Origin of the sequence: Mesonia hippocampi, from assembly GCF_014197445.1 — a bacterium.
Taxonomy (GTDB): domain Bacteria; phylum Bacteroidota; class Bacteroidia; order Flavobacteriales; family Flavobacteriaceae; genus Mesonia; species Mesonia hippocampi.
In genome coordinates this window covers 122,188-144,159 of the sequence record NZ_JACIFO010000005.1, presented here as the reverse complement: position 1 = coordinate 144,159, position 21,972 = coordinate 122,188, and the positions used below count along the sequence as shown (strand labels likewise).

Genomic DNA, 21,972 nt, shown 5'->3' with positions numbered 1-21,972 from the left:
TTATTTGGTTATCTAGGCTAATGGCGTTATTTTTGTACAAAGTTACACATAATAAACAGAAAATAATGGCTATAATAATAACAGATGAATGTATAAATTGCGGAGCCTGTGAGCCAGAGTGTCCAAACACGGCAATTTATGAAGGAGCAGACGATTGGCGTTATGCTGATGGAACTGATTTAGGAGGCGATATTGTATTAACCACGGGTAAATCGGTTAATGCCGAAGATGCTCAAGAGCCAATAAGTGACGAGTTCTATTACATTGTGCCCGATAAGTGTACAGAATGTAAAGGCTTTCATGAAGAACCACAATGTGCAGCGGTATGTCCAGTAGATTGTTGTGTTCCAGACGATAACCATGTAGAGACAGATGAGCAATTGCTGCAAAAGCAAGCTTTTATGCACCATGATTAAAAAATAATACTAATACAAAGTTATAATAAAAGCTGCCTTAAGGCGGCTTTTTATTTTTAAAAAATTTAAGAACATTATCTAGCATTGTATATCTTTGCAGCTTATTTAAATTTTACCAAATCTATGAAAGCAGGAATTGTAGGCTTACCAAACGTAGGGAAATCAACTTTGTTTAATTGTTTATCTAATGCAAAGGCACAAAGTGCAAACTTTCCATTTTGTACAATAGAACCTAATATAGGGGTGGTAAATGTACCAGACCCAAGATTGCTTAAGCTTGAAGAATTAGTAAACCCAGAACGCGTATTGCCCGCAACCGTAGAGATTGTAGATATTGCCGGCTTAGTAAAAGGAGCAAGCAAAGGAGAAGGTTTAGGAAATCAGTTTTTAGGAAATATTCGAGAGACCGATGCAATCCTCCACGTATTACGTTGTTTTGATAACGATAATATTGTACACGTAGATGGTAGCGTAGATCCTATTAGAGATAAAGAAACCATAGACATTGAGCTGCAGTTGAAAGATTTAGAAACGGTAGAAAAAAAGTTAGATAAAGTTAAGCGTGCAGCAAAAACAGGAAATAAAGATGCACAGCGAGAAGAGGCAACTTTATTATTAATAAAAGAAGGTTTAGAAGCAGGGAAATCTGTACGAGCTATTGAAATAACAGAGGACGATCGTAAAGAATTTGTGCATCCATTACAGTTTATTACCGATAAACCTGTACTTTATGTATGTAATGTAGATGAGTCAGCTGCTGCAACAGGAAATGCCTACGTGGAAAAAGTAAAAGAAGCCGTTAAAGATGAGCATGCCGAAGTTTTGGTATTAGCTGTAGGTACCGAAGCAGATATTGCAGAGTTAGAAGATTATGACGAGCGCCAAATGTTTCTTGCCGATATAGGGCTAGATGAACCCGGAGCCGCTAAACTTATCCGAGCAGCATACAAGTTGTTAAACCAACAAACCTATTTTACCGCAGGAGTAAAAGAAGTAAGAGCTTGGACGGTGCCTATTGGAGCAACCGCACCACAAGCAGCAGGAGTTATCCATACCGATTTTGAGAAAGGCTTTATTAGGGCCGAAGTAATGAGTTATCAAGACTATGTTACTTATGGTAGTGAAGCTAAAGTAAAAGAAGCAGGAAAAATGGGAATAGAAGGAAAGGAGTATATTGTTAAAGATGGCGATATAATGCATTTTAGATTCAACGTATAATCGTTAAAGAATCTTGTTTTTCTTAACGAAAACTTAAACCTAAATATAAAAATAAACAAGGGATAATTTTTTCATTTGTTATCTAAGTAAATGAAAAAGTTATCCTTCACATTATCAGACAAAGAGCTTCTAGAAGCCATGAAAAAAGGCAACCATAACGCCTTTAAAATGCTTTTTGATAAATACTGGGAGCGTTTATATGCTTATGCGTATAAAATTTATGCAGACGCAAAGGTTTGCGAAGATATTGTACAAGAAGTCTATATAAGCCTGTGGGAAAGGAAAACAGATTTACAAGTAACCTACCTAGAGGGCTATTTGTTTAAAGCTGTAAAATATCAAGTTGTAAAACATGTAAAAAAACTTCAATTTACAGAGGAACAACTTTTAGTATTGACCGATACACCGTTTTCATCTTCTCCAGAGAGTATTTTAGAATATTCAGAATTAGAACTTCAATTAGAAAATCAGATAGCACAATTGCCTCCTAAATGTAAAGAAGTGTTTTTACTAAGCAGGCAAGAAAAACTAACAAATCAGGAAATAGCTACTCGACTAAAGCTTTCTAAACGAACTGTAGAAACTCATATAAGCAACGCCTTAAAAATTCTTAAAAATAAAACCGATGGCTTATTTTATATAAGCATGGTACTAGCATTGTTAGTTTAATGTTAGCTAATTTGCTTTAAGTTTAACAAAGCGTTAAGCCTTAAATTTCGGTTACGTGTATACGCTATGTATAAGTACTTGCTAAAAAAGATATACGTTGACTAGAAAAGAATTTTATACACTAACAGAAAAATATTTAGCAAACACCTGCTCTGATAAAGAAAGAGAACAGCTTGAAGCGTTATTGGAAAAACTACAATTAAATCCATACTCTTTAGATAAGGAGGCTACAAAGCAAAAGCTCTTTACAGCAATAACCCAAAAAACTAAACCAGTTTCTTCATCTCGGTTTTGGAATACCAATTGGTTTAGTGCAGCAGCATCGGTAGCTGTATTATTGGGTTTAATTTTAGGATATCAATTTTTATTTACCAATCCCAAACCTGTTACAGAAACAGCAGGAATTACTCCTAAACAAATTATACTTCCAGATGGCTCTGAAGTTTGGCTAAACAGAAATACAACATTAAGCTATACATTACCATTTAAAAACAATAGAACCATACAACTAGAAGGAGAGGCTTTTTTCGATGTTTATCGCGATACGCTCCATCCTTTTCAGGTACAAACAGAAAAATTACAAATACAAGTTTTAGGAACATCATTCAATGTAAATACGTATAAAAATGTACAACCTTCTGTTAATGTTTCTAGCGGAAAAGTAGAAGTAACCAGACTTACAGATATGCAAAAAGTTGTGTTGGTTAGAAATGAACAAGTTAAACTCCAGTCGCGTAATTTTAAACCTAATCAAATAACGGCTAATGAAGTTGATGCATGGCGAGAAAATACAATTATTCTAAACAATACCAGTTTGGCAGAAACGAGTGCGATTTTAGAAAACTGGTTTTCGGTAAAAATTAATATTCCAGATACTATGGTGCAAAATATGACTGTTACCGGGAAGTATAAAGATGCAAAACTTAGCGAAGTGCTGCAAAGTATTACTTTTTTAAAGAAACTGAAAATAGATACACTAACTCAAAAACGATTTATTATAAGAAAGAAAAGTATTTAGAAACAAAAAAAGCCTCACTTCTGCTGCAACAGAAACAAGGCATACTAAAAAAAGACTACAAACCAATTATAGCCGTTTTAAAAATGAATACGAAATTACAATTATTTTTTAAAAATCAGTATTTTAAGAAACAACTTAATTTTTTATGGGCATTTATATTACTATGCCAAACATCGCTTTATGCGAATGAAAATTCAACAACATTAAACTTACAGGTAGAAAACGCAGTCCTTACAGAAGTTTTTTCTGCCATAGAAAAACAAACCCACTACACTTTTGTATTTGATGAGCATGTAAAAAAATACCCTCAACGCTTTACCGTAGATTTTAAAAATAAAGAGCTTCAAAGCGTATTGGATTATATTAGTTTAAAAACAGGATTTAGCGTTCAAGTAATCAATCAAAATATTACTGTTGCTGCTCCGCAAAAATATACCCTTACAGGAAAAATAACCGATAAAGAAGGCGTGCCTTTGCCTGGAGCAAGTATTATTCAGAAAGGAACAAACCTAGGAACAAGTACAGATTTTGACGGAAAATTTTACCTAAAAGTAAATCAGCTACCTACAACCGTTGTGGTAACTTTTTTAGGCTTTACTCCAAAAGAGATTAATGTTACAAAACTTAATCTAGGAACCATTATTTTAGAAGAAAGCACCAATGCTTTAGACGAAGTAGTAGTAACGGCATTAGGTATAAAAAGAGAAGAGAAAAAATTAGGCTACGCCCAACAAACGGTTACTTCAGAAGAGCTTATGGAGGCACGACCTAACAACTGGTCCGAAGCATTAAAAGGTAAAGTTCCTGGGCTTACCATAAATGGTGTGGGCGGACCAATAAGTTCGCAACAAATTGTATTACGCGGAAACAGCTCTTTAGACCCTAGTAATAATGGAGCGCTAATAGTAATAGACGGAATTCCGATTCAGAATGAGTTTTCAGGCTCTGGAGCTACTAACGGATATATGGGAGGCTCTGGAAATAACGATACCCCAATAGATTTTGGTAATGCTATATCAGATTTAAACCCAGAGGATATCGAGAGTATTTCTGTGTTAAAAGGAGCTTCTGCAGCTGCTTTATACGGATATCAATCTGCAAATGGGGCTATTATTATTACCACAAAATCAGGGAATAAAAAGAAAGGATTAGGGGTAACGGTTAGCTCTAATACAAAATTTGATGTTATTACCCGTTGGCCAGATTGGCAATATGAGTACGGACAAGGAAGCGGTAAAGGAGGATACTTAAAACCAGCAACCGATGCAAACGGAAATCCTGTGGCGTATAACGATAGATTATTCTATAGCTATGGAGCATCTGAAGATGGGAACAGTACCAAAGGAAGCAGTAGTGCATTCGGACCTAAATTTGACGGGCAATATTACTTTCAATACGACCCTGAACTAGAAGGGCAGGGAGCAGAACGAACCTTATGGAGACCTTATAAAGACAACCGTAAAGATTTCTGGCGTACAGGTATTACGCAAACACAAAATATTACTCTTGATGGAGGTAGCGAAAAAGGAAGCATCCGAAGCTCTATTACACATACTAAAAATGAGTGGGTGATGCCTAATACTGGATATGAACAATTATCTCTTTCGGTAAATGCTTCTCATCAAATATCAGACAGAATGAAGTTGAGCTCTATTGTAAATTACCGTAATCGTACCAGTGATAACTTACCTGGGCAAGGTTATAACAACCATTCTATAGGTTATTTTATGATTTTCCAAAACCCTAACGTAGATTTAGATTGGTACAAGCCTATTTGGAGAAAAGGAGAAGAAAACATAGATATGATTCGCCCATATAGTAGTTATATAGATAACCCTTATGCGATTGCTTATGAAATTCAAAACTCTTTAGATCAAAATGCCATAACGGGAAATGTAAAGTTAGATTATGAAATAGTACCCAATTTAACCTTAATGGCAAGAGGAGCTTTAAACATGTACAATAAAGCAATGGACCAAGAACGTCCGTACGATGTGAACCGATATGCTCGAGGGTATTATCGTACCACTAAAGTATTAAAGAAAGAAACCAATTTAGACGTTTTACTTACCTATAAAAACACCTTTGGAAACTTAGAGCTAGAAGCCAATGTTGGAGGAAACCGAATGGATTACGAATACAGACGCCAAGATTCTTGGGCAGAAGGTTTAGAAATTCCTGGACAATACATGTTATCTAACGGGACGTCGTTGTTAACCAGCGAATATAATGGGTTTAACAAAGTAAACAGTGTATACGGTTTAGTTTCTTTAGGATGGAAAAAAATGCTTTTCCTAGATTTAACAGGAAGAAACGATTGGAATAGTGTACTACCAGCTCATAACCGTTCTTATTTCTTTCCATCAGCCAACGCAAGCTTTATTCTAAGCGAAGCCCTAGAAATGCCTAAAGCAATTAGTTTTGCTAAATTAAGAGCTTCTGTTTCTGAAGTTGGAGGAGCTGGAGCTTATGGAAATCGTTATAAAACTCAAAAATACTACGGGCGTTCAGATTTTCCAGGTTCTGTAAATGCCCCAACAAGTTTATATAATAAAGATTTTAAACCAGAAGTAACCCTTAATATCGAAGCAGGTTTTGATGTGAGATTTTTTAACAACCGTTTAAAATTAGACGCAGCGGTATATCAAACCAACTCTAAAAACCAAATCTTACAGAGACCATTAGCATACTCTACAGGCTATAGCAGTGCAATTATTAACGCAGGAGAAGTTAGAAACCGAGGGATAGAACTACTTCTAAGAGCAACTCCTATAAAAACAGACAATTTTAAATGGACCACTCACCTAAATTGGGCTAAAAATGAAGGGAAAGTATTATCCCTTCCAGAAAGTGTAGAGAATGGTTTGTTTGAGATGTTAAGTTCTTCTGGAGCTAAATTGATGGCAGTAGAAGGAGGGTCGCCAGCAGCTTTATACGGGCGTGGCTTTGAGCGTAATGACGCAGGAGAAATTATCTATAACTCTAAAGGAACTCCTCAAATGACAAGTGAAGTTATTTATATAGGCGATACCCAAGCAAAATGGACCGCTGGCTTTAGCAATACATTTACCTATAAAAATTTTAGAATGCATGTGCAAATAGACGGGAAATATGGCGGGAAAATCTACTCACATACACACCATAAATTAACACAACAAGGTAAACTAAAACACACATTAGCAGGTCGTGAAGCAGGAGAACTTGTAGGAAAAGGGGTTGTAGAAAATGCAGATGGTACTTACTCACCAAACACCAAAGCACTTCCTATAGCAACCTATTATGATGCACATTATAAACTTGCAAATACAGAAGCAAACTCGTTTGATGCATCTTTTGTAAAACTTAGAGAAGTAAGTCTTTCATACGATTTTTCTAAAAAAACACTCGAACGCACCTTCTTAAATAAACTAAGCTTATCGCTTTACGGAAGAAACCTAGCTGTATTATCAGATTTTCCAATTTACGACCCAGAAGTAGCAGGTCTTGCTGGTGGTACCAGTATGCATCCTGGGGCAGAAGTAGGACAATTACCTGTACCTACAGAGTTTGGACTTAATGTGAAATTCGGATTTTAATCTAAAAAATTAATACAAATGAAAAATATAAAAACAATACTTATCTTTTGTAGCTTAACTTTATTGTTTTCATGTACTAAAGATTTTGATGAAGCTAATACAGACCCCAACAAACTGTCGGAAATGACGGCAGGGAGTAACCTAAACCCTATAATTTATAAATTAGCAAAACGTAATGCGGTACAAATGCGTAATATTACCGCTCCCGTTACACAAATGTTTGTTGCCTCGGAAGATTTTACCGACGCCCCACATTTTTACGATTTTAACGAGAATATCGGCTCTAGTACTTGGAATGATTATTACAATGTTTTAAACAATGTAAGAGAAATGCATTTAGCTGCCGAGCGTGATAATCTTGATAATTATAAAGCAATCGCTTTAACATTAAAAGCATACGCATTATCTATTTTAACAGATTGTTTTGGAGATGTTCCTGCTGCAGAAGCTTCATTAGGAGAAGAAGGAATTTGGTTTCCTACATTTACACCACAAAAAGATATTTACAGCCAAATATTTTTAGATTTAGAAGAAGCAAATGCCTTATATAACCATGAGGAAGGAATGGTGTATGTTGAAGATATATTGTTTCATAACAATAGTAAATTATGGCAAAAATTCACCAATTCATTGCATTTACGTTTATTGCTAAGAGTATCTAATCGTACAGAAGTTGGTGCTTTTTCTAAAATGCAAAACATGCTAGAAAATCCAACAACTTATCCAATTTTCACCGATAGAGATGAGGAAGCCACCTTGTACCTAGACGGTATAGCTCCGTTAATGTCACCTTGGGATAGGCCTCAAGATTTTGGTACATTTAGGTATTACACCGCTTTTTTTATCGATAACCTTAATAATTTTGAAGACCCTAGATTACCAGTATTTGCAGGAGAAGCAAGAGAATACTCGGAAGAAGGCGAAGGAGATTACCTTGGTTATATAGGTTTACCTATAGATTTTGTAAACACACCACTTCCCGATACAATTGCTACACCTTCGGGAGTGAAAAATTCATTAGCAACAGCACCTTTAAAAATTCCTATTTTAACGTATGCAGAGGTAGAATTTATGAAAGCAGAATTGGCACAACGTGGATATTTTTCAGATGCAGAAATGCACTATAAAAATGCCGTAACATCAGCTATAGAGTTTTGGGAAATCGAAATGCCAGAAACCTATTTCGATACGCCTTTTACAGCATATAATGGCAGTTTAGAACAAATTTTACTGCAGAAATATTACGCGCTGTTTTTTACAGATTATCAAGCTTGGTTCGAGATGAGACGTACAGGCTTGCCGCAGTTGCCAACAACTTCAGAAATGTTAAACAATCAAGAATTACCTACGCGTATGTACTATCCAATTAACGAAATAGATAGAAATTTCAATAGCTATCAAGAAGCCGTTGAACGTATGGGAGGTGATGAAATTAATAAAAAAGTTTGGTGGGATATTCAATCTTAAAATATAAAAACATGAAAAAAGTATTATTTACACTAGGTGTATGCCTATTTGGGATGCTAGGCGTTGCACAAGATACTGCAAAAGGAGTAGTTTACCAGGATATTAATAAAAATGGGAAGCAAGACCGTAGAGAGAAAGGGATAGAAAATGTTGCTGTTACCAATGGGGTAGAAGTGGTGTTGACCGATAAAAACGGAAAATATTCATTACCAGTTTCAGACGATGCTATTATTTCGGTAATAAAACCAAGCGGATACCAAGTTCCTGTAGATGCAAATAATCTGCCTCAGTTTTTTTATATTCATAAACCTAACGGGTCGCCAAAAACAAAATTTAAGGGCGTAGCACCTACTGGGAAATTACCACGAAAAATCAACTTCGGATTATTTCCAATAGAAGAGTCTGAAAGGTTTACAAGTTTAATTTTCGGAGATCCACAGCCTTATACCGAAGAGGAAGTTGCTTTTTTTGCCGAAGGCATTGTAAAAGAACTTGAAGGGGTAGAAAATGTAAGCTTTGGATTGAGTTTAGGAGATTTGGTAGGCGATAATTTAGATCTGTTTAATCCTTATATTTTGGCTACAAAACGAGTAGGAATACCTTGGTACAACGTATTAGGAAATCACGATTTAAATTTTGATGTAAAAGAAGATAAATACTCAGACGAAACTTTCGAGGCTCATTTTGGGCCAGCAAATTATGCGTATAATGTTGGGAAAGTACATTTTATAGTGCTAGACGATGTTTTGTATCCAGACCCACGTGACGGAAAAGGCTATTGGGGTGGTTTTAGAGATGATCAGTTAGCTTTTGTAAAAAACGATTTAAAATATGTACCTAAAGATCACCTTATTGTATTGGCTTTTCATATTCCTATTAGCGAACCTAAAGGCGATCCGTTTAACGATGCACATCGTCAGCGTTTATTCGATTTATTAAAAGATTATCCTAATACACTTTCTTTATCGGCACATACCCATATTCAGCGTCAAGATTTTTTTGATAAAAGCATGGGGTGGCACCAAGATAAACCACACCATCACTATAATGTAGGAACCACTTCGGGCGATTGGTATTCAGGGAAATTAAACAAAGATGGCGTACCAATTTCTACCATGAGAGACGGGACTCCAAAAGGTTATGCTTTTATCCATTTTGATGGAAATCAGTATCGTATAGCTTATAAAGTAGCAGGAAATTCTGACGATTATCAAATGGAAATTTTTGCACCAAAAGTTCTTAAAAAAGATAAAAGAACCAGGTCTCGTTTATACGTAAATTATTTTATGGGAAGCGAAAACGATAAGCTTTACTATCGTATAGACGGAGGAGATTGGAAAAAAATGCATTATACAAGAGAACAAGACCCTGCCTATGAAGTAGGTTTATATGAATGGGAAACCTCTACAACACTAATGGAGGGCAGAAGAGGCTCTAATGCCATGGAAAGTACCCACCTTTGGAAAGCTAAACTTCCAACCAAACTCAACGAAGGTACACATAAAATAGAAGTAAAGGTAACCGATCGTTACGGGAAAACACATACCGCAACAAGCAGTTATAAAATTTTAAAATAACCCTATAATTAAACTGCCTAGAGGCCGAGCGTAAATAATAGTGAATTTGTAAATATATCTTTATTTTGTTATTGAAGCAATAGAGTAAATATAGCAAAGCTCTCTGGGCGGTTTTTTAAATAAAAAACAATGAAATTAGGAAAACGACTTTTAATATTAGGTACTTTTGTAGGACTAATAAGTTGTAATACAACGATGGATAAAAAAACAGTAGAAGTACAAGGGCATCGTGGAGACCAAGGTTATTTTCCCGCAAATACTATTCCTGGTTTTATAAGCGCAACCCAAATGGGGGTAGATGTTTTAGAGTTAGATGTGGTTATTTCTAGCGATAATAAAGTAGTAGTTTCTCATGAGCCTTATATGAAAGCTTCGTATGTAAACTTACCTAACGGAACACCCATTTCTAAAACAGAAGAAAAGGCGTACAATTTATATACAATGCCTTACGATAGTATTAAAAAATTTGATGTAGGAACTAGAAAAAACAATTCGTTTCCAGAGCAAAAACATCAAGAACTTTACAAACCTTTGTTAGCTGAAGTTTTTACAGAAGTAGAAAAATATATAAAAGCGAATAGCTTACCTCCTATAAAATATAATATTGAAATAAAATCTGCTGCAAAGCAATATGATAAATTTCAGCCAGTTCCTAGCGTATTTGTAGATTTAGTAATGAAAGAGGTGAAAGCATTTGGATTGGAGGAAAATATAAACATTCAATCGTTTGATCCAGAAGTTTTAGAACAAATGCACAAAAATTACCCACATATAAAGTTAGCTTATTTGGTAGGAAAGGGAACATTCGAGGAAAATATGAATAAACTTAGTTTTGCACCAGAAATTTACAGCCCTAATTACAAGCTTCTTACAGATGAAAAAACAGTGGTTGAAATAAAAAATAAAAAAATGCAGGTTATCCCTTGGACGGTAAATGATACTACCGAAATGAAACGATTAATAGCGATTAATGTAAATGGAATTATTACCGATTATCCTAATAAACTATTAAAAATCTTGGAAGATTAGATTTATGGTGCAACCTTTGTTTTTACTTACAATAAATTAATAAAAACATGAAAAAACTAACCACATTAGGAGTACTTCTTTTTGCAGGCTTATTATTTACATTTACAAGTTGTGTATCTGTAAACACAACAGCAACAAAAAATAATAATCAATCTACTCAAAAAATGACAAAGGCATTAGATTTAGAAAATTTACCTAAGCAAGAAGTAGATTTCTCGATGTACCCAAAAGCAGAAAAAGGGTATGAACGCAAAATAATTACACTTCCTAAGTTAGAAAACGAAGCTAATTTCTCTATAGAGTTTTCGCCAGGAAAAGAAATTGCCGTAGATATTTGTAACAGGCACGGTTTTCTAGGAAATTTAGAAGAACATTTATTAAAAGGTTGGGGATACACATATTACACATTTGATTCTAATGCAGAAGTTATAAGCACGCAAATGGCATGTTTAGATAATGAAAAAGTAACCAAATTTATTACAGGAGAACGATTAACGGTAAATTACAATTCGAAGCTGCCAATAGTAATCTATGTACCAGAAGGCTTTGAAGTACGTTACCATGTGTGGGAAAAACATACAAAAGAGTATTTGGTAAAATAAATTTTTCTTAATAAAAAGTTAAACTGAAAACTTGTATCTTTGCTTTAAGGATACAAGTTTTTTAATTCATGATAGCTAAAGAACAATTAAAACAAGTAATCGATGAGCTTCCTAATCAGTTTACAATCGATGAACTTGTAGAAAAAATGATTTATTTAGAAAAATACGGATGCCTTTCTAACCCAACTACAGATGGTGTTTTTGTATCGCGTGTAGAAATAGATCAAGCTATAGAAAATTGGTTTAGACACTAATTTCTATCACATAGATGCTTAATTTTGTATTATACTAATACAAAGGATATGTTGCGTCTTATAATTTTATTTTTCTGCTTTTTTTCTTTTCTTAAGGTTTTTGCACAAGCTCCTAAAGGCTTTATTAATCTCGATAAGCAAATTCCAGGTTTAGCCGTAGAGCTAAAATATGCTACACAAGATAATTTTACAGGTAAAATTGTACACGGCTATGAGGATCCTTTAGCTTTTTTAAGTATTCCGGCAGCAAGTGCATTAGCAAAAGTCCAGACATACCTAAAAAAGCAAGGCTATGAATTATTAATATACGATGCCTACCGTCCGCAACAGGCAGTAGATTACTTTGTGGCTTGGGCAAAAGTAAAATCAGACACGATAACAAAAGCTAAATTTTACCCCACTATAGATAAAAGCAAGCTATTTAAAAAAGGATACATTGCTAGTAAATCTGGGCATAGTAGAGGAAGCACAGTAGATTTAACCCTAATAAATGCCAAAACAAAACAACCTTTAGATATGGGAGGAGCTTACGATTATTTTGGAGAAATATCACATCACAATACAACAAGTATCACCAAAGCTCAAAAAAATAACAGGCAAATTTTAAAACAAGCCATGGCTAAATTTGGATTTAGAGCCTATGCAAAAGAATGGTGGCATTATACCTTAAGAAGAGAGCCTTTTCCAGCCACATATTTTAATTTTTCAATTGCAAGATTATGTCAATAAAAAAAGTAATAACATGGGTTTTATTTTTGGGGTTAATTACACTGCTTGTAATTGTCCTGGCAAACTGGCGCATCAACTCTTTTTCAGAAACACGAATCACCACTAAGCTTTCAGAAATTCCAAAACATAAAGTAGGAATGGTACTAGGTACCGCAAAATATACGGTAGGAGGGCAAATAAATTTATTTTTTTTATATAGAATAAATGCCGTAGAAAAATTATACAAAGCCGATAAAATAGACTATGTTCTGGTAAGCGGAGATAACGGAAATACCAATTATAACGAGCCTCAAGCTTTTAAGGAAGCACTTGTTGAACGAGGCATTCCTGAAGAAAAAATTATTTTAGATTATGCAGGCTTCAGAACGTTAGATTCTGTAGTTAGGGCTAAAGAAGTTTTTGGTCAAAATCAATTAATTATTATTTCTCAACCTTTTCATAATGCAAGAGCAGTATATATTGCAGATCATTTTGGGATAGAAGCAATTGGTTTTAATGCGCAAAGCGTACACTATACCGTATCAATAAAAGTACAATTAAGAGAATATCTTGCCCGTGTAAAAGTATTTGTAGATTTACTTTTTAATGTGCAACCCAAATTTTTAGGAGAGAAAATCCTAATAAAATAAAGGGTTTACTTTAAACTTTTAGAATAAATTTTGGAAATCTCGATAGGTTGGGTATTTTTATAACTATTTTAATTTTTAAAATGAAAAATAAATGAATAAAAAAACTAACGTACTAACACTTCTTGCAGCTTTTTTAGTTACTTTTCAAGTGGCTTTAGCACAAGGTGTTACACCAGAAGACATTTCGACCCTAAAAAATGTAACAAGCAGTATTATTTCTGAAGATGGAAATTATGTTGCCTACACACTTAGTATTCCCGCAGACCCTGTAAAAGAGAATCTAACAACTAAAAATCATTTGTACGTACTCAATACAAAAACAGGAGAAACAAAACCTTATTTTACAACAGGAAGCGTAAAGGCATTAAATTTTAGACCTCAACACGGAACGTTAACCTTTCTAACCAAAAGAACGGCTGATAAACATACAAGCATCTATGAGTTAGCGCTAGATGGAGGAGAAGCCAATAAAGTTTTTTCGTACACAGCTAATGTTATCGATTATCGGTGGAATTCAAAAGGAAAACAAATTCTTTTTACTACGCTAGAAAAGCAAAAATCCCCTAAAAATGAGTTGGCTTATCAGCCTCATTTTTATGAAGAAACATTTGGACACAGAAAGGCGTACATTTATAACTTAGATACCAAGACTACGCAAGAAATAGTTGTAGAAGGCGAAGTGTATATGATTTCTTGGAGTCCAGATAACACCAAAATTGCCCTAACAGTTTCGCCTACAACCGCAGTAGATGATTCTTATATGAAACAGAAAATAGTTGTTTTAGACGCAACTACACATAAAATTATAACGAAGGTTGCTAATGAAGGAAAATTAGGACAAATAGTATGGAGCCCAGATAGTAAAAAACTGGCTTTAAGAGCCGCTAAAGATTTACACGACCCTATAGACGGAAACCTATTAATAGTTTCTGCAACAACAGGAGGAAAGCCTATAAATTTAGATGTAGATTTTAAAGGAAAGTACGAGCAAATAGCTTGGGATAATGCTAAAACTATTCATTTTCTAGCCAGTGTAGGTACTGCTTCTATGATAGGTTCTATCCAACCAGATGGGAAAAATAAAAAAACCATTTATAAAAACGATGCACAAGCAATTCGTTCTTTTTCAAAAAATAAAGAAAACACCTTCTCGTTTGTAGCCAATACACCTACACATCCTAATGCGCTTTTTACCTTATCTAACAAAAGGAAAGCTAAAGCAGAAAAAAGAACCCACCATAACCCGTGGTTGGCCGATAGAAAATTAGGAAAACAAGAAGTAATACGTTATAAAGCTAGAGATGGAAAGTACGAAATAGAAGGAATGCTAATTTACCCTGTAAACTATAACGAAGGGACAAAAGTACCTTTAATAACCGTGGTTCATGGAGGGCCAGAATCTCATTATTTAAACGGGTGGTTAACGGCATATTCTATGCCAGGACAAGCAGCAGCAGCAAGAGGCTATGCGGTTTTTTATCCTAATTATAGAGGGAGCACAGGGCGAGGCAACGAGTTTACCTACAGTAGTCAAGGAGATATGGGCGGAAAAGAATTTGACGACATTGTAGATGGTGTAGATTATTTAATAGAAAAAGGAATAGCAGATAAAAAACGTGTAGGAGTAACAGGAGGATCGTACGGAGGTTATGCTTCGGCATGGATGAGTACGTACTACTCAGACCGTTTTGCAGCTTCGGTTATGTTTGTAGGAATTAGCAATAACTTATCTAAATGGGGAACTAGCGATATTCCAGAAGAATTATTCTTAGTACATTCTAGAAAACGTTTATGGAAAGATTGGGAAGGTTACCTAAAAACAAGCCCTGTGTATTATGTAGATAAAGCACAAACGCCTATTTTAATTATGCATGGAGCAGAAGATCCTCGAGTGCATCCAGCGCAATCTATGGAGCTATACAGGCATATAAAAGTAAGAAAACCAGATGTGCCTGTAAGGCTAATTTATTATCCGGGAGAAGGGCATGGTAACCGACGTTCGGGTTCTCAATATGATTATAACTTACGTATGTTACAATGGTTTGATACTTACTTAAAAACAGGAAATGCAACGGCAGAAAAACCAAATTTAGATTTACCTGTTTTAGATTAAACAGCGTTTTTACCAAACAAAAAAAATCCGCTTTTATTAAAAGCGGATTTTTTTTGTTTATTGTTTTTTTGTTTTTTCTTCTTTGTTGAAATAAACAAGGTAATAATACATTTGTTTTTCTTCATCCCAACCCTTCTCAATAAATTTTTCGGCACTTTCAGGGTTTATAAAATCCATTTTAATCTGGATGTTGGTATCTAAATCGATAACGTTTTTTATGCTTTTTCGTGCTGCCGAAACGGCAGTGTTTGATACAGGAAATTCGGTTAAATCTTCTATTTTATATTTAGGCGCTTTCTCGGTTTTATAGTGTTTAAACTCTGGGATAAGCTCTGGGTTGTCTAAAACTTCATTAAGAAAGTTGGTTTCCTCAAAAGTATCATTTTTGGCAAAATGGTTTACCGCACGGTTCATAAACATTACTTCTTGTTGTTTATCTTCGGCAGGGAGTACTACATCTTTAGCAAAATTCTGGCAGAATTTAAGGTAGCTTTTGGTGTTGAAGTTTTCATCGGCAAAAATATCTACACCTAAAAATTGCTCCAACCAGTATTTTGTATCGTATCGGTTAGCATCTACCGATAAGACTTTGAAGCCTTCTTCTTTATCGGTATTAAAAATAAGCGCTCCTTTGTCTAATTTATTTAGGTTTACACCTTGTTGTAAAACGGCTTCTAGGTTATGTGGTTTTTCTTCAAATTGAAGGAAATCGTGTTTGATTTCCGATTTAAAAATACCAATACCATCTACGCTTTCGTTATTTAAAAGCATGTTGGTAAAATATACCACGTAAACTTCGCCGCCTTTAATATGCGGGTGCATAGATTGATTAAATAAATGCTTTGCAATGGCTTTAGATTTTTCGTGAATAAGGTTTGGGTTTAGGAAAACCTCAGATGAGATGCTGTACAACTCATGGAAATCTAAATCAGACTCGTGTGTAAACTGGTAATAGGTCTCTTCTTTTTCTCTAAACGATTTTAAGAAATATTCTTTTAAAAGAGCATTTAGTTCATCATTTAAGTTTATTGCTTCTTCCGATATAAAAAGACCTTCGTTTTTATTTTTGTTTCCTACTCTATGGATAGAGATAGATTCTATTTGTGCGTTATATAAGTTAATCATAATGTATTAATTCCAATTTTCGTTAAAATCGTAATCATCAAAACTGTCAAAGTCGTCAAAATTATCTTCGTCCTCTTGAAAATCAGATAAATCCTCTGCTTCAAATTGTTTATCTGGCGGAGAATCGGGTAATTGTCCTTGCGCAAAAAGTAGGTTAGGGTAGTCTCTACCGTCTTCGGCATCTGTTATTTCAGCAAGCTCAACGTAGAAGGTCCACATGCTAAAAAAGTCGTAAACATAAATTAGTTTGGTGTTTTGTTTAGATAAAACGCTATCTAATTTAGTTTCGTTCATCATTCTTACAGAAGTAGTGCCTTCGCTCATATCGTGAAGTAGAACTTCTTCCCCTTGGTTCCATTCATCATCGCTTAAATAAAAAGAGGCCATTTCGGTGCCATCAAAACCAAAGGCTTGCGTAATTACGTTATGCAAATCTTCGAGTGTGTTTTCACTTTCTATCTCGATGTCTCTAAAAACATCTTCTAGCGTATCTAGCACTATTCTAAATTTATATATCATGCTTATTGTATTGTTTTAGCGCTAAGGTTTTTAGCGTTTTTTATTTGTAAAATAAGGTAGTATTGTAATCCAAAAAGCACGCTGGCTACCACTAGGTGTATTGCTTGAGTGCTAAATGGAAAGTGAAAATAATACATGGCTAAGCCTGTAATTACTTCTATAAAAACAAGTAGCACTACCCAATTTACGAGTTTGTAATTTGCTTTTATTTTTTTGTTGAAATACCAGATATAGAGGCTAACAGCAACAACAAGTATGGAGAAACTTCGGTGGATATAGAACCAAAAATCTGGATTTGCCAGCCAATGTTCTTTTTGGTAACCAATTTCTTTTACTTTAAAGTCTATAAAGGCTCTTACTTCTGTGCCTAAAACAACTTGTATTAAAGTAATAACGGTCGCCCATATAAATAATTGTCTTAATTGTTTGTTATAGCGATGTGTTGTTTTTTTTGTTTTACTAGCTAGGTGTAAGATGTATAAAATAAGTGCTACTATAACTAGGGCAACTACCATGTGTATGGTGATGCGTAGCGGAGCAAGGTGAGAGTATACTACGGTAGCTCCTAGCCATGCTTGAAACCCCATTAAAAAAACATTTAACCAAGAGAGTAAGGTTATTTTTTTGTTGGTTTTCCATTTTCTAAAGGAGGCTATTGCCATAATAAATACAGCAATCCCTGCTAAAGCTCCAAATAAGCGATTAATATATTCTACCCAGGTATGTGTTGGGTTAAAAATGGCATAATCGTGTTTTGTATACGTGGACCAGTTGTTTTTATTAAACGTTTTAGTGCTGGTAAAACTAGAGTTTGCAACTTGTAATGTTTCGTTTAAGATAATTACTTGTCCTTTTTTGTATTGATGTTCGGGATGCCATTCTAATTGCGATTGCTGGGTAGGAGGGATGTAATATCCAAAGCATTTTGGCCAATCTGGGCAACCCATTCCACTACCTGTCATACGGACAGTAGCTCCAGCTATTATGACAAGATAAACTAGAACAAGAGTGGTTTTTACGATTTTTCTAAACATAACAAACAGAATATAGTGTAAAGATACGGGTTTACTTAGTTGTTTGTAAACCTAATTCCTTTCCTTTTTTTAGCATAAAAGCATAAGCGGCTTCATATTCGTTAGGGATTTCTCCTTCTAAAATAGCTTCTTTAATAGCGTTTTTTATCATTCCAATCTCACGCGAAGGTTTTATATTGAATACTTGCATAATTTCTTCGCCAGAAACTGGCGGTTGAAAATTTCTTACATGGTCGCGTTCTTCTACTTCTTTTATTTTTTGCCTAACAATCTGGAAATTTTTATGATATTTTTCGTAACGTTTTGGGTTTTTTGTGGTGATATCGGCCTCACAAAGCGTCATTAAGTCTTCAATATAATCTCCAGCGTCAAAAATAAGCCTTCGCACAGCAGAGTCTGTAACGAAGTCTTTGGCAATAACAATAGGGCGAGAGCTCATAAGAACCATTTTTTGGACAAACTTCATTTTTTCATTTAAAGGCATTCGCATGCGCTTAAAAATTCTGTATACCATTTTATTGCCAACAAACTCATGCCCGTGGAAAGTCCAACCAATTTGTTTATCGAAACGTTTGGTGGGTGCTTTGCCAATATCATGTAAAAGTGCTGCCCAACGTAACCACAGGTTGTCTGTGTTTTGTGCAATATTATCTACCACTTCTAGGGTGTGCCAAAAGTTGTCTTTATGGCGTTGCCCTTCTACTTCTTCTATTCCTTGTAAATCTGATAATTCAGGAAGTATAAGAGGTAATAGTTTAGTTTTGCGTAAAAGTGCAAAGCCTAAAGATGGTTTTGGAGCTGATAATATTTTATTTAACTCTTCAACAATACGTTCTTTAGAAATTATTTTTATACGCTCATGATTTTTGGTAATTGCCGATAATGATTTTTCTTCTATCGTAAAACCTAATTGTGTGGCAAAACGTATAGCCCTAAGCATACGTAATGGATCATCAGAATAGGTGATATCTGGATTTAGAGGCGTACGAATTATTTGTTTATCAAGGTCGCTAAGCCCTTTAAAAGGGTCTAGGAGTTTTCCGAAATTTTCTTTATTAAGCTGTAGCGCTAAGGCGTTTATGGTGAAGTCTCTACGGTTTTGGTCGTCTTCTAAACTTCCTTGTATTACTTCTGGGTTTCGGCTATTTTCTGTATAGGACTCTTTTCTAGCGCCTACAAATTCCACCTCTACATCAAAAGCTCTAAGCATTGCGGTTCCGTATGTTTTAAAAACCTGTACTTTAGGGTGGCTAGGTAAGAGTCTTGCTACTTCTTGTGCAAGTTCTATTCCGCTTCCTACCGCAACAATATCTATATCTTTTGCATTTCCTCTATTTAGAAAATAATCGCGTACAAAGCCTCCAATAGCATAAGTTTCTACAGAAAGGTTGTCGGCAGCTTGTGTTATATAATCAAAAATTTTATGCGTTAAAGCGTCTTTATATACTTGCACTTGGTGAGTGATATTTGATAATTACTTTTGGGTTTAAAAACCTTAAGTATGGTTTTTATTATCTGCAAAAGTAATATTCTTGACGAGTATATGTCAATACTTTTGTAAATTTCATTTACTTAGAGGTTGTTTTCTTGTAAAAAAGGTTTAGATAACGATTATAGGGTTACTTTCTAATTACTTCTACTTTACCATCGTTACTTAATTTGATGATTGCCGAAGGCTTATTTTTGGAATATTGGGGTTTTAGGTTTACAATGTAATCTACTCCTTCTTTTATTTCTTTAGAAATCTCATTAAAAGATTTTGGTGTAGGTTGCCCACTTAGGTTTGCAGAGGTAGAAACAATGGGTTTTTTAAATTTTCGGATAAGTTGATTGCAAAATTTATCTTTACAAACCCTAATGCCTAGTGTGTTATTATTGGCTACTACATTTTCTGCCACACGGATGGGTTTGTCGTAAATAATAGTGGTGGGATTTTTGGCGTATTTTAGGATGTCGTATGCTACTTCGGGAACTTCTTCAACGTGTTTGTTTAGCATTTTAAAATCGCTTACTAGGCAAATCATCGATTTGCTTTCTGCACGCTTTTTAAGCTCGAATATTTTATCTATCGCATCTGCATTGGTAGCATCACAGCCTATTCCCCATACGGTATCGGTAGGGTAAAGGATGATTCCACCACGTTTTAAAACTTCCAGTGCTTTGGTTATTTCGTCATTCATGTTTAAATAGTTAAGTAGTTAAAAACTTTTTCGGCAAAGTTTAAATTTATTTCTCTAGATTCCTCTAAAATTCCGCTATAAGATTTTGCTTTTTTAATGTCTTTTTCAAAATTTTCATATGAAGAAATAACGGGTTCGTATTTGAAATCGTAAAACTTAGAAGATGTAGGAATAACAACAACTTTTTTCTCTAATAAAAAAGCCCAATACATAGCATGATAGCTATCGGTTACAATAGTATTGGAATTACCAATAAGGTTTATCATCTCAGTTAATGAAGAGGTGTTAGATACAGAGGGATAGTTTTTGAATTTTTCTAAAATAGCTTTGTTTTTTAAGCTTTTTTTAGTGATAACTATACCAACTTCGTGTGTATTCTCGAATTTTTTATCAAATATGGGGTGTAAACAACTTACACAAGGAACATACTCGTTAGGCATACTATAATCTCGTGTGCCTACTAGTCCAAAATTAGCTGTATTTATATTGTATTGAGTGATTTTTTTCTTCTTATTAGGATTATTATGACCTAAGCCCCAAAGAACTGTTTTTTTTCCTTTAGCTTTTAATTGACTAAATAAAGACATTTGTCTTTCGAAATGACGAATGTTAAGAAGCCCACCGCCGCCTATAATTAATGCATTGTTATTAATGTTATTACTCCAATTAAGGCGCTTTTTTAATGATAACTCTCTACAGTGTGAAATGTCTAAATGCGTATTTTTTAATTCACTAAAATAATGGTGCGGACCACAAAAAAAATCACCTACATTATTTTTATTATACCGATGAATGTTTATAACGCCAATATTTTTTTGTGTAGAATTAAGTACTTTTTGCTCAGACACTTCTTTCCTTTTATTACTGTCTACTATAGGGAATATTTTACTAACTATTTTTTTCATATAAATGTTTGTAAGCTTATTGTGAGATAATACAAAAAGTAATAGAGGAATTAAAATTTTAGAAAGGCAAAAATAAATAAATATATTTGTAGTGCATAATATTAATGAATTCTTTGTTTTGAAAACAACCCTTTTAATCTCTACCTATAATTGGCCGGAAGCCTTAAACTTAGTTTTAGCCAGTGTGTTAGCACAATCTAAACTTCCAGATGAGCTGCTTATTGCCGATGATGGTTCTAACGCCGAAACTAAAACGGTTATTGATGCTTTTATTACAAAAACAACATTACCCGTAAAGCATATTTGGCATGAGGATAAAGGGTTTCGCAAATCAAGAATTTTGAATAAAGCAATAGCCCAAGCAAAAGGGGATTATATTATACAGCTTGATGGCGATTGCATTATGCATAAAGATTTTGTAGAAGATCATGCCGCGTTAGCTCAAAAAAAAGTGTATTTATATGGAAGCAGGGTAAATATTCAGGAGTTTTTTCTAAAAGAGTTGTTTTTAAAGCGTAAAATTAAGTTTGGCTTTTTTGCTAAGGGCATAAAAAAACGCACCCGAAATTTACGAATCCCTCTTTTTAGTAGTTTCTATAAACCTAAAGCAGAAATTTCTAAAAAAATGAGGGGTTGTAACCTATCCTTTTGGCGGTCAGATTTTATTGCTGTAAACGGATATAATGAGGATATAGAAGGCTGGGGGAGAGAAGACTCCGAATTGGTGTTGCGTATGCTGCATAACGGTGTAGCAGGGAAACGCCTTAGGTATCGGGGCATTATTTACCATATATGGCATAAAGAGCAGAGTAAAAGTAAGCTTTCTAACAACAACCAACTACAAGAAGAAACTATAAGAAACAAAGCAAAATGGTGCGAAAATGGGGTAGATAAATACCTTTAAAAAATGAAA

Annotated in this window: 20 protein-coding genes; 14 read left to right on the top strand and 6 right to left on the bottom strand. The window is 34.5% G+C overall.

What is annotated here, in order from left to right:
- The first annotated feature begins 65 nt into the window (after nucleotides 1-65).
- The 13 genes from GGR32_RS07335 to GGR32_RS07275 all read left to right on the top strand — a co-directional run bounded on the left by GGR32_RS07335 (nucleotide 66) and on the right by GGR32_RS07275 (nucleotide 15,296).
- A complete protein-coding gene (locus GGR32_RS07335; protein WP_183477546.1) occupies nucleotides 66-416 on the top strand; it encodes a 4Fe-4S dicluster domain-containing protein in 351 nt (116 codons plus the stop codon).
- Between the two features lie 123 nt (nucleotides 417-539).
- Complete coding sequence (ychF, locus tag GGR32_RS07330; RefSeq protein ID WP_183477545.1) at nucleotides 540-1,634, top strand: redox-regulated ATPase YchF; 1,095 nt, start codon at nucleotides 540-542, stop codon at nucleotides 1,632-1,634.
- A gap of 90 nt (nucleotides 1,635-1,724) precedes the next feature.
- Complete coding sequence (locus GGR32_RS07325) at nucleotides 1,725-2,303, top strand: RNA polymerase sigma-70 factor (protein WP_183477544.1); 579 nt, start codon at nucleotides 1,725-1,727, stop codon at nucleotides 2,301-2,303.
- Nucleotides 2,304-2,400: 97 nt separating this feature from the next.
- Nucleotides 2,401-3,321: a FecR family protein gene (locus GGR32_RS07320; RefSeq protein ID WP_183477543.1), complete on the top strand. Its 921-nt coding sequence runs from the start codon at nucleotides 2,401-2,403 to the stop codon at nucleotides 3,319-3,321.
- A gap of 83 nt (nucleotides 3,322-3,404) precedes the next feature.
- Nucleotides 3,405-6,896, top strand: a complete 3,492-nt coding sequence (locus GGR32_RS07315) for a SusC/RagA family TonB-linked outer membrane protein (protein WP_183477542.1) — start codon at nucleotides 3,405-3,407, stop codon at nucleotides 6,894-6,896.
- A gap of 18 nt (nucleotides 6,897-6,914) precedes the next feature.
- A complete protein-coding gene (locus GGR32_RS07310) occupies nucleotides 6,915-8,363 on the top strand; it encodes a SusD/RagB family nutrient-binding outer membrane lipoprotein (protein ID WP_183477541.1) in 1,449 nt (482 codons plus the stop codon).
- A gap of 11 nt (nucleotides 8,364-8,374) precedes the next feature.
- Nucleotides 8,375-9,940: a calcineurin-like phosphoesterase C-terminal domain-containing protein gene (locus GGR32_RS07305; RefSeq protein WP_183477540.1), complete on the top strand. Its 1,566-nt coding sequence runs from the start codon at nucleotides 8,375-8,377 to the stop codon at nucleotides 9,938-9,940.
- Between the two features lie 129 nt (nucleotides 9,941-10,069).
- Nucleotides 10,070-10,969 carry a glycerophosphodiester phosphodiesterase family protein gene (locus GGR32_RS07300; RefSeq protein ID WP_183477539.1) on the top strand — a complete coding sequence of 300 codons (900 nt, stop codon included), beginning with the start codon at nucleotides 10,070-10,072 and terminating at the stop codon, nucleotides 10,967-10,969.
- Nucleotides 10,970-11,016: 47 nt separating this feature from the next.
- A complete protein-coding gene (gene eco / locus GGR32_RS07295; protein WP_183477538.1) occupies nucleotides 11,017-11,571 on the top strand; it encodes a serine protease inhibitor ecotin in 555 nt (184 codons plus the stop codon).
- Between the two features lie 68 nt (nucleotides 11,572-11,639).
- Nucleotides 11,640-11,825: a hypothetical protein gene (locus tag GGR32_RS07290; RefSeq protein WP_183477537.1), complete on the top strand. Its 186-nt coding sequence runs from the start codon at nucleotides 11,640-11,642 to the stop codon at nucleotides 11,823-11,825.
- Between the two features lie 48 nt (nucleotides 11,826-11,873).
- Nucleotides 11,874-12,554 (top strand): M15 family metallopeptidase, encoded by a 681-nt coding sequence (locus GGR32_RS07285; RefSeq protein ID WP_183477536.1) that lies wholly within the window; start codon nucleotides 11,874-11,876, stop codon nucleotides 12,552-12,554.
- On the top strand, nucleotides 12,545-13,183 hold the full coding sequence (locus GGR32_RS07280; RefSeq protein WP_183477535.1) for a SanA/YdcF family protein: 639 nt from the start codon (nucleotides 12,545-12,547) through the stop codon (nucleotides 13,181-13,183). The genes GGR32_RS07285 and GGR32_RS07280 overlap by 10 nt, the downstream gene beginning before the upstream one ends.
- Nucleotides 13,184-13,274: 91 nt before the next feature.
- Nucleotides 13,275-15,296 carry a S9 family peptidase gene (locus GGR32_RS07275; protein ID WP_183477534.1) on the top strand — a complete coding sequence of 674 codons (2,022 nt, stop codon included), beginning with the start codon at nucleotides 13,275-13,277 and terminating at the stop codon, nucleotides 15,294-15,296.
- Between the two features lie 57 nt (nucleotides 15,297-15,353).
- Here GGR32_RS07275 and GGR32_RS07270 read toward each other — a convergent pair whose 3' ends face one another.
- From GGR32_RS07270 to GGR32_RS07245, 6 genes are all read right to left on the bottom strand, one after another.
- Complete coding sequence (locus GGR32_RS07270; protein WP_183477533.1) at nucleotides 15,354-16,421, bottom strand: nucleoid-associated protein; 1,068 nt, start codon at nucleotides 16,419-16,421, stop codon at nucleotides 15,354-15,356.
- 6 nt (nucleotides 16,422-16,427) lie between these two features.
- On the bottom strand, nucleotides 16,428-16,940 hold the full coding sequence (locus GGR32_RS07265; protein WP_183477532.1) for an IS1096 element passenger TnpR family protein: 513 nt from the start codon (nucleotides 16,938-16,940) through the stop codon (nucleotides 16,428-16,430).
- Nucleotides 16,941-16,942: 2 nt separating this feature from the next.
- On the bottom strand, nucleotides 16,943-17,974 hold the full coding sequence (locus GGR32_RS07260) for a COX15/CtaA family protein (protein ID WP_183477531.1): 1,032 nt from the start codon (nucleotides 17,972-17,974) through the stop codon (nucleotides 16,943-16,945).
- Nucleotides 17,975-18,005: 31 nt separating this feature from the next.
- Nucleotides 18,006-19,427, bottom strand: a complete 1,422-nt coding sequence (locus GGR32_RS07255; protein WP_343066435.1) for a CCA tRNA nucleotidyltransferase — start codon at nucleotides 19,425-19,427, stop codon at nucleotides 18,006-18,008.
- Between the two features lie 166 nt (nucleotides 19,428-19,593).
- Nucleotides 19,594-20,154 (bottom strand): L-threonylcarbamoyladenylate synthase, encoded by a 561-nt coding sequence (locus tag GGR32_RS07250; protein ID WP_183477530.1) that lies wholly within the window; start codon nucleotides 20,152-20,154, stop codon nucleotides 19,594-19,596.
- Between the two features lie 2 nt (nucleotides 20,155-20,156).
- On the bottom strand, nucleotides 20,157-21,059 hold the full coding sequence (locus tag GGR32_RS07245; protein ID WP_183477529.1) for a polysaccharide pyruvyl transferase family protein: 903 nt from the start codon (nucleotides 21,057-21,059) through the stop codon (nucleotides 20,157-20,159).
- A 118-nt stretch (nucleotides 21,060-21,177) separates the two neighbouring features.
- Here GGR32_RS07245 and GGR32_RS07240 point away from each other — a divergent pair, with 118 nt between their 5' ends.
- The gene (locus GGR32_RS07240; RefSeq protein WP_183477528.1) at nucleotides 21,178-21,963 is read left to right on the top strand and encodes a glycosyltransferase family 2 protein; all 786 of its coding nucleotides are present in this window, start codon (nucleotides 21,178-21,180) and stop codon (nucleotides 21,961-21,963) included.
- Nucleotides 21,964-21,972: the final 9 nt, after the last annotated feature.

What these genes read in the sequence shown, in the direction of transcription:
- GGR32_RS07335 (WP_183477546.1), top strand. Translation starts at nt 66, where the DNA reads ATGGCTATAATAATAACAGATGAATGTATAAATTGCGGAGCCTGTGAG.
- ychF (WP_183477545.1), top strand. Translation starts at nt 540, where the DNA reads ATGAAAGCAGGAATTGTAGGCTTACCAAACGTAGGGAAATCAACTTTG.
- GGR32_RS07325 (WP_183477544.1), top strand. Translation starts at nt 1,725, where the DNA reads ATGAAAAAGTTATCCTTCACATTATCAGACAAAGAGCTTCTAGAAGCC.
- GGR32_RS07315 (WP_183477542.1), top strand. Translation starts at nt 3,405, where the DNA reads ATGAATACGAAATTACAATTATTTTTTAAAAATCAGTATTTTAAGAAA.
- GGR32_RS07310 (WP_183477541.1), top strand. Translation starts at nt 6,915, where the DNA reads ATGAAAAATATAAAAACAATACTTATCTTTTGTAGCTTAACTTTATTG.
- GGR32_RS07305 (WP_183477540.1), top strand. Translation starts at nt 8,375, where the DNA reads ATGAAAAAAGTATTATTTACACTAGGTGTATGCCTATTTGGGATGCTA.
- GGR32_RS07300 (WP_183477539.1), top strand. Translation starts at nt 10,070, where the DNA reads ATGAAATTAGGAAAACGACTTTTAATATTAGGTACTTTTGTAGGACTA.
- eco (WP_183477538.1), top strand. Translation starts at nt 11,017, where the DNA reads ATGAAAAAACTAACCACATTAGGAGTACTTCTTTTTGCAGGCTTATTA.
- GGR32_RS07290 (WP_183477537.1), top strand. Translation starts at nt 11,640, where the DNA reads ATGATAGCTAAAGAACAATTAAAACAAGTAATCGATGAGCTTCCTAAT.
- GGR32_RS07285 (WP_183477536.1), top strand. Translation starts at nt 11,874, where the DNA reads ATGTTGCGTCTTATAATTTTATTTTTCTGCTTTTTTTCTTTTCTTAAG.
- GGR32_RS07280 (WP_183477535.1), top strand. Translation starts at nt 12,545, where the DNA reads ATGTCAATAAAAAAAGTAATAACATGGGTTTTATTTTTGGGGTTAATT.
- GGR32_RS07275 (WP_183477534.1), top strand. Translation starts at nt 13,275, where the DNA reads ATGAATAAAAAAACTAACGTACTAACACTTCTTGCAGCTTTTTTAGTT.
- GGR32_RS07270 (WP_183477533.1), bottom strand. Translation starts at nt 16,421, where the DNA reads ATGATTAACTTATATAACGCACAAATAGAATCTATCTCTATCCATAGA.
- GGR32_RS07265 (WP_183477532.1), bottom strand. Translation starts at nt 16,940, where the DNA reads ATGATATATAAATTTAGAATAGTGCTAGATACGCTAGAAGATGTTTTT.
- GGR32_RS07260 (WP_183477531.1), bottom strand. Translation starts at nt 17,974, where the DNA reads ATGTTTAGAAAAATCGTAAAAACCACTCTTGTTCTAGTTTATCTTGTC.
- GGR32_RS07250 (WP_183477530.1), bottom strand. Translation starts at nt 20,154, where the DNA reads ATGAATGACGAAATAACCAAAGCACTGGAAGTTTTAAAACGTGGTGGA.
- GGR32_RS07245 (WP_183477529.1), bottom strand. Translation starts at nt 21,059, where the DNA reads ATGAAAAAAATAGTTAGTAAAATATTCCCTATAGTAGACAGTAATAAA.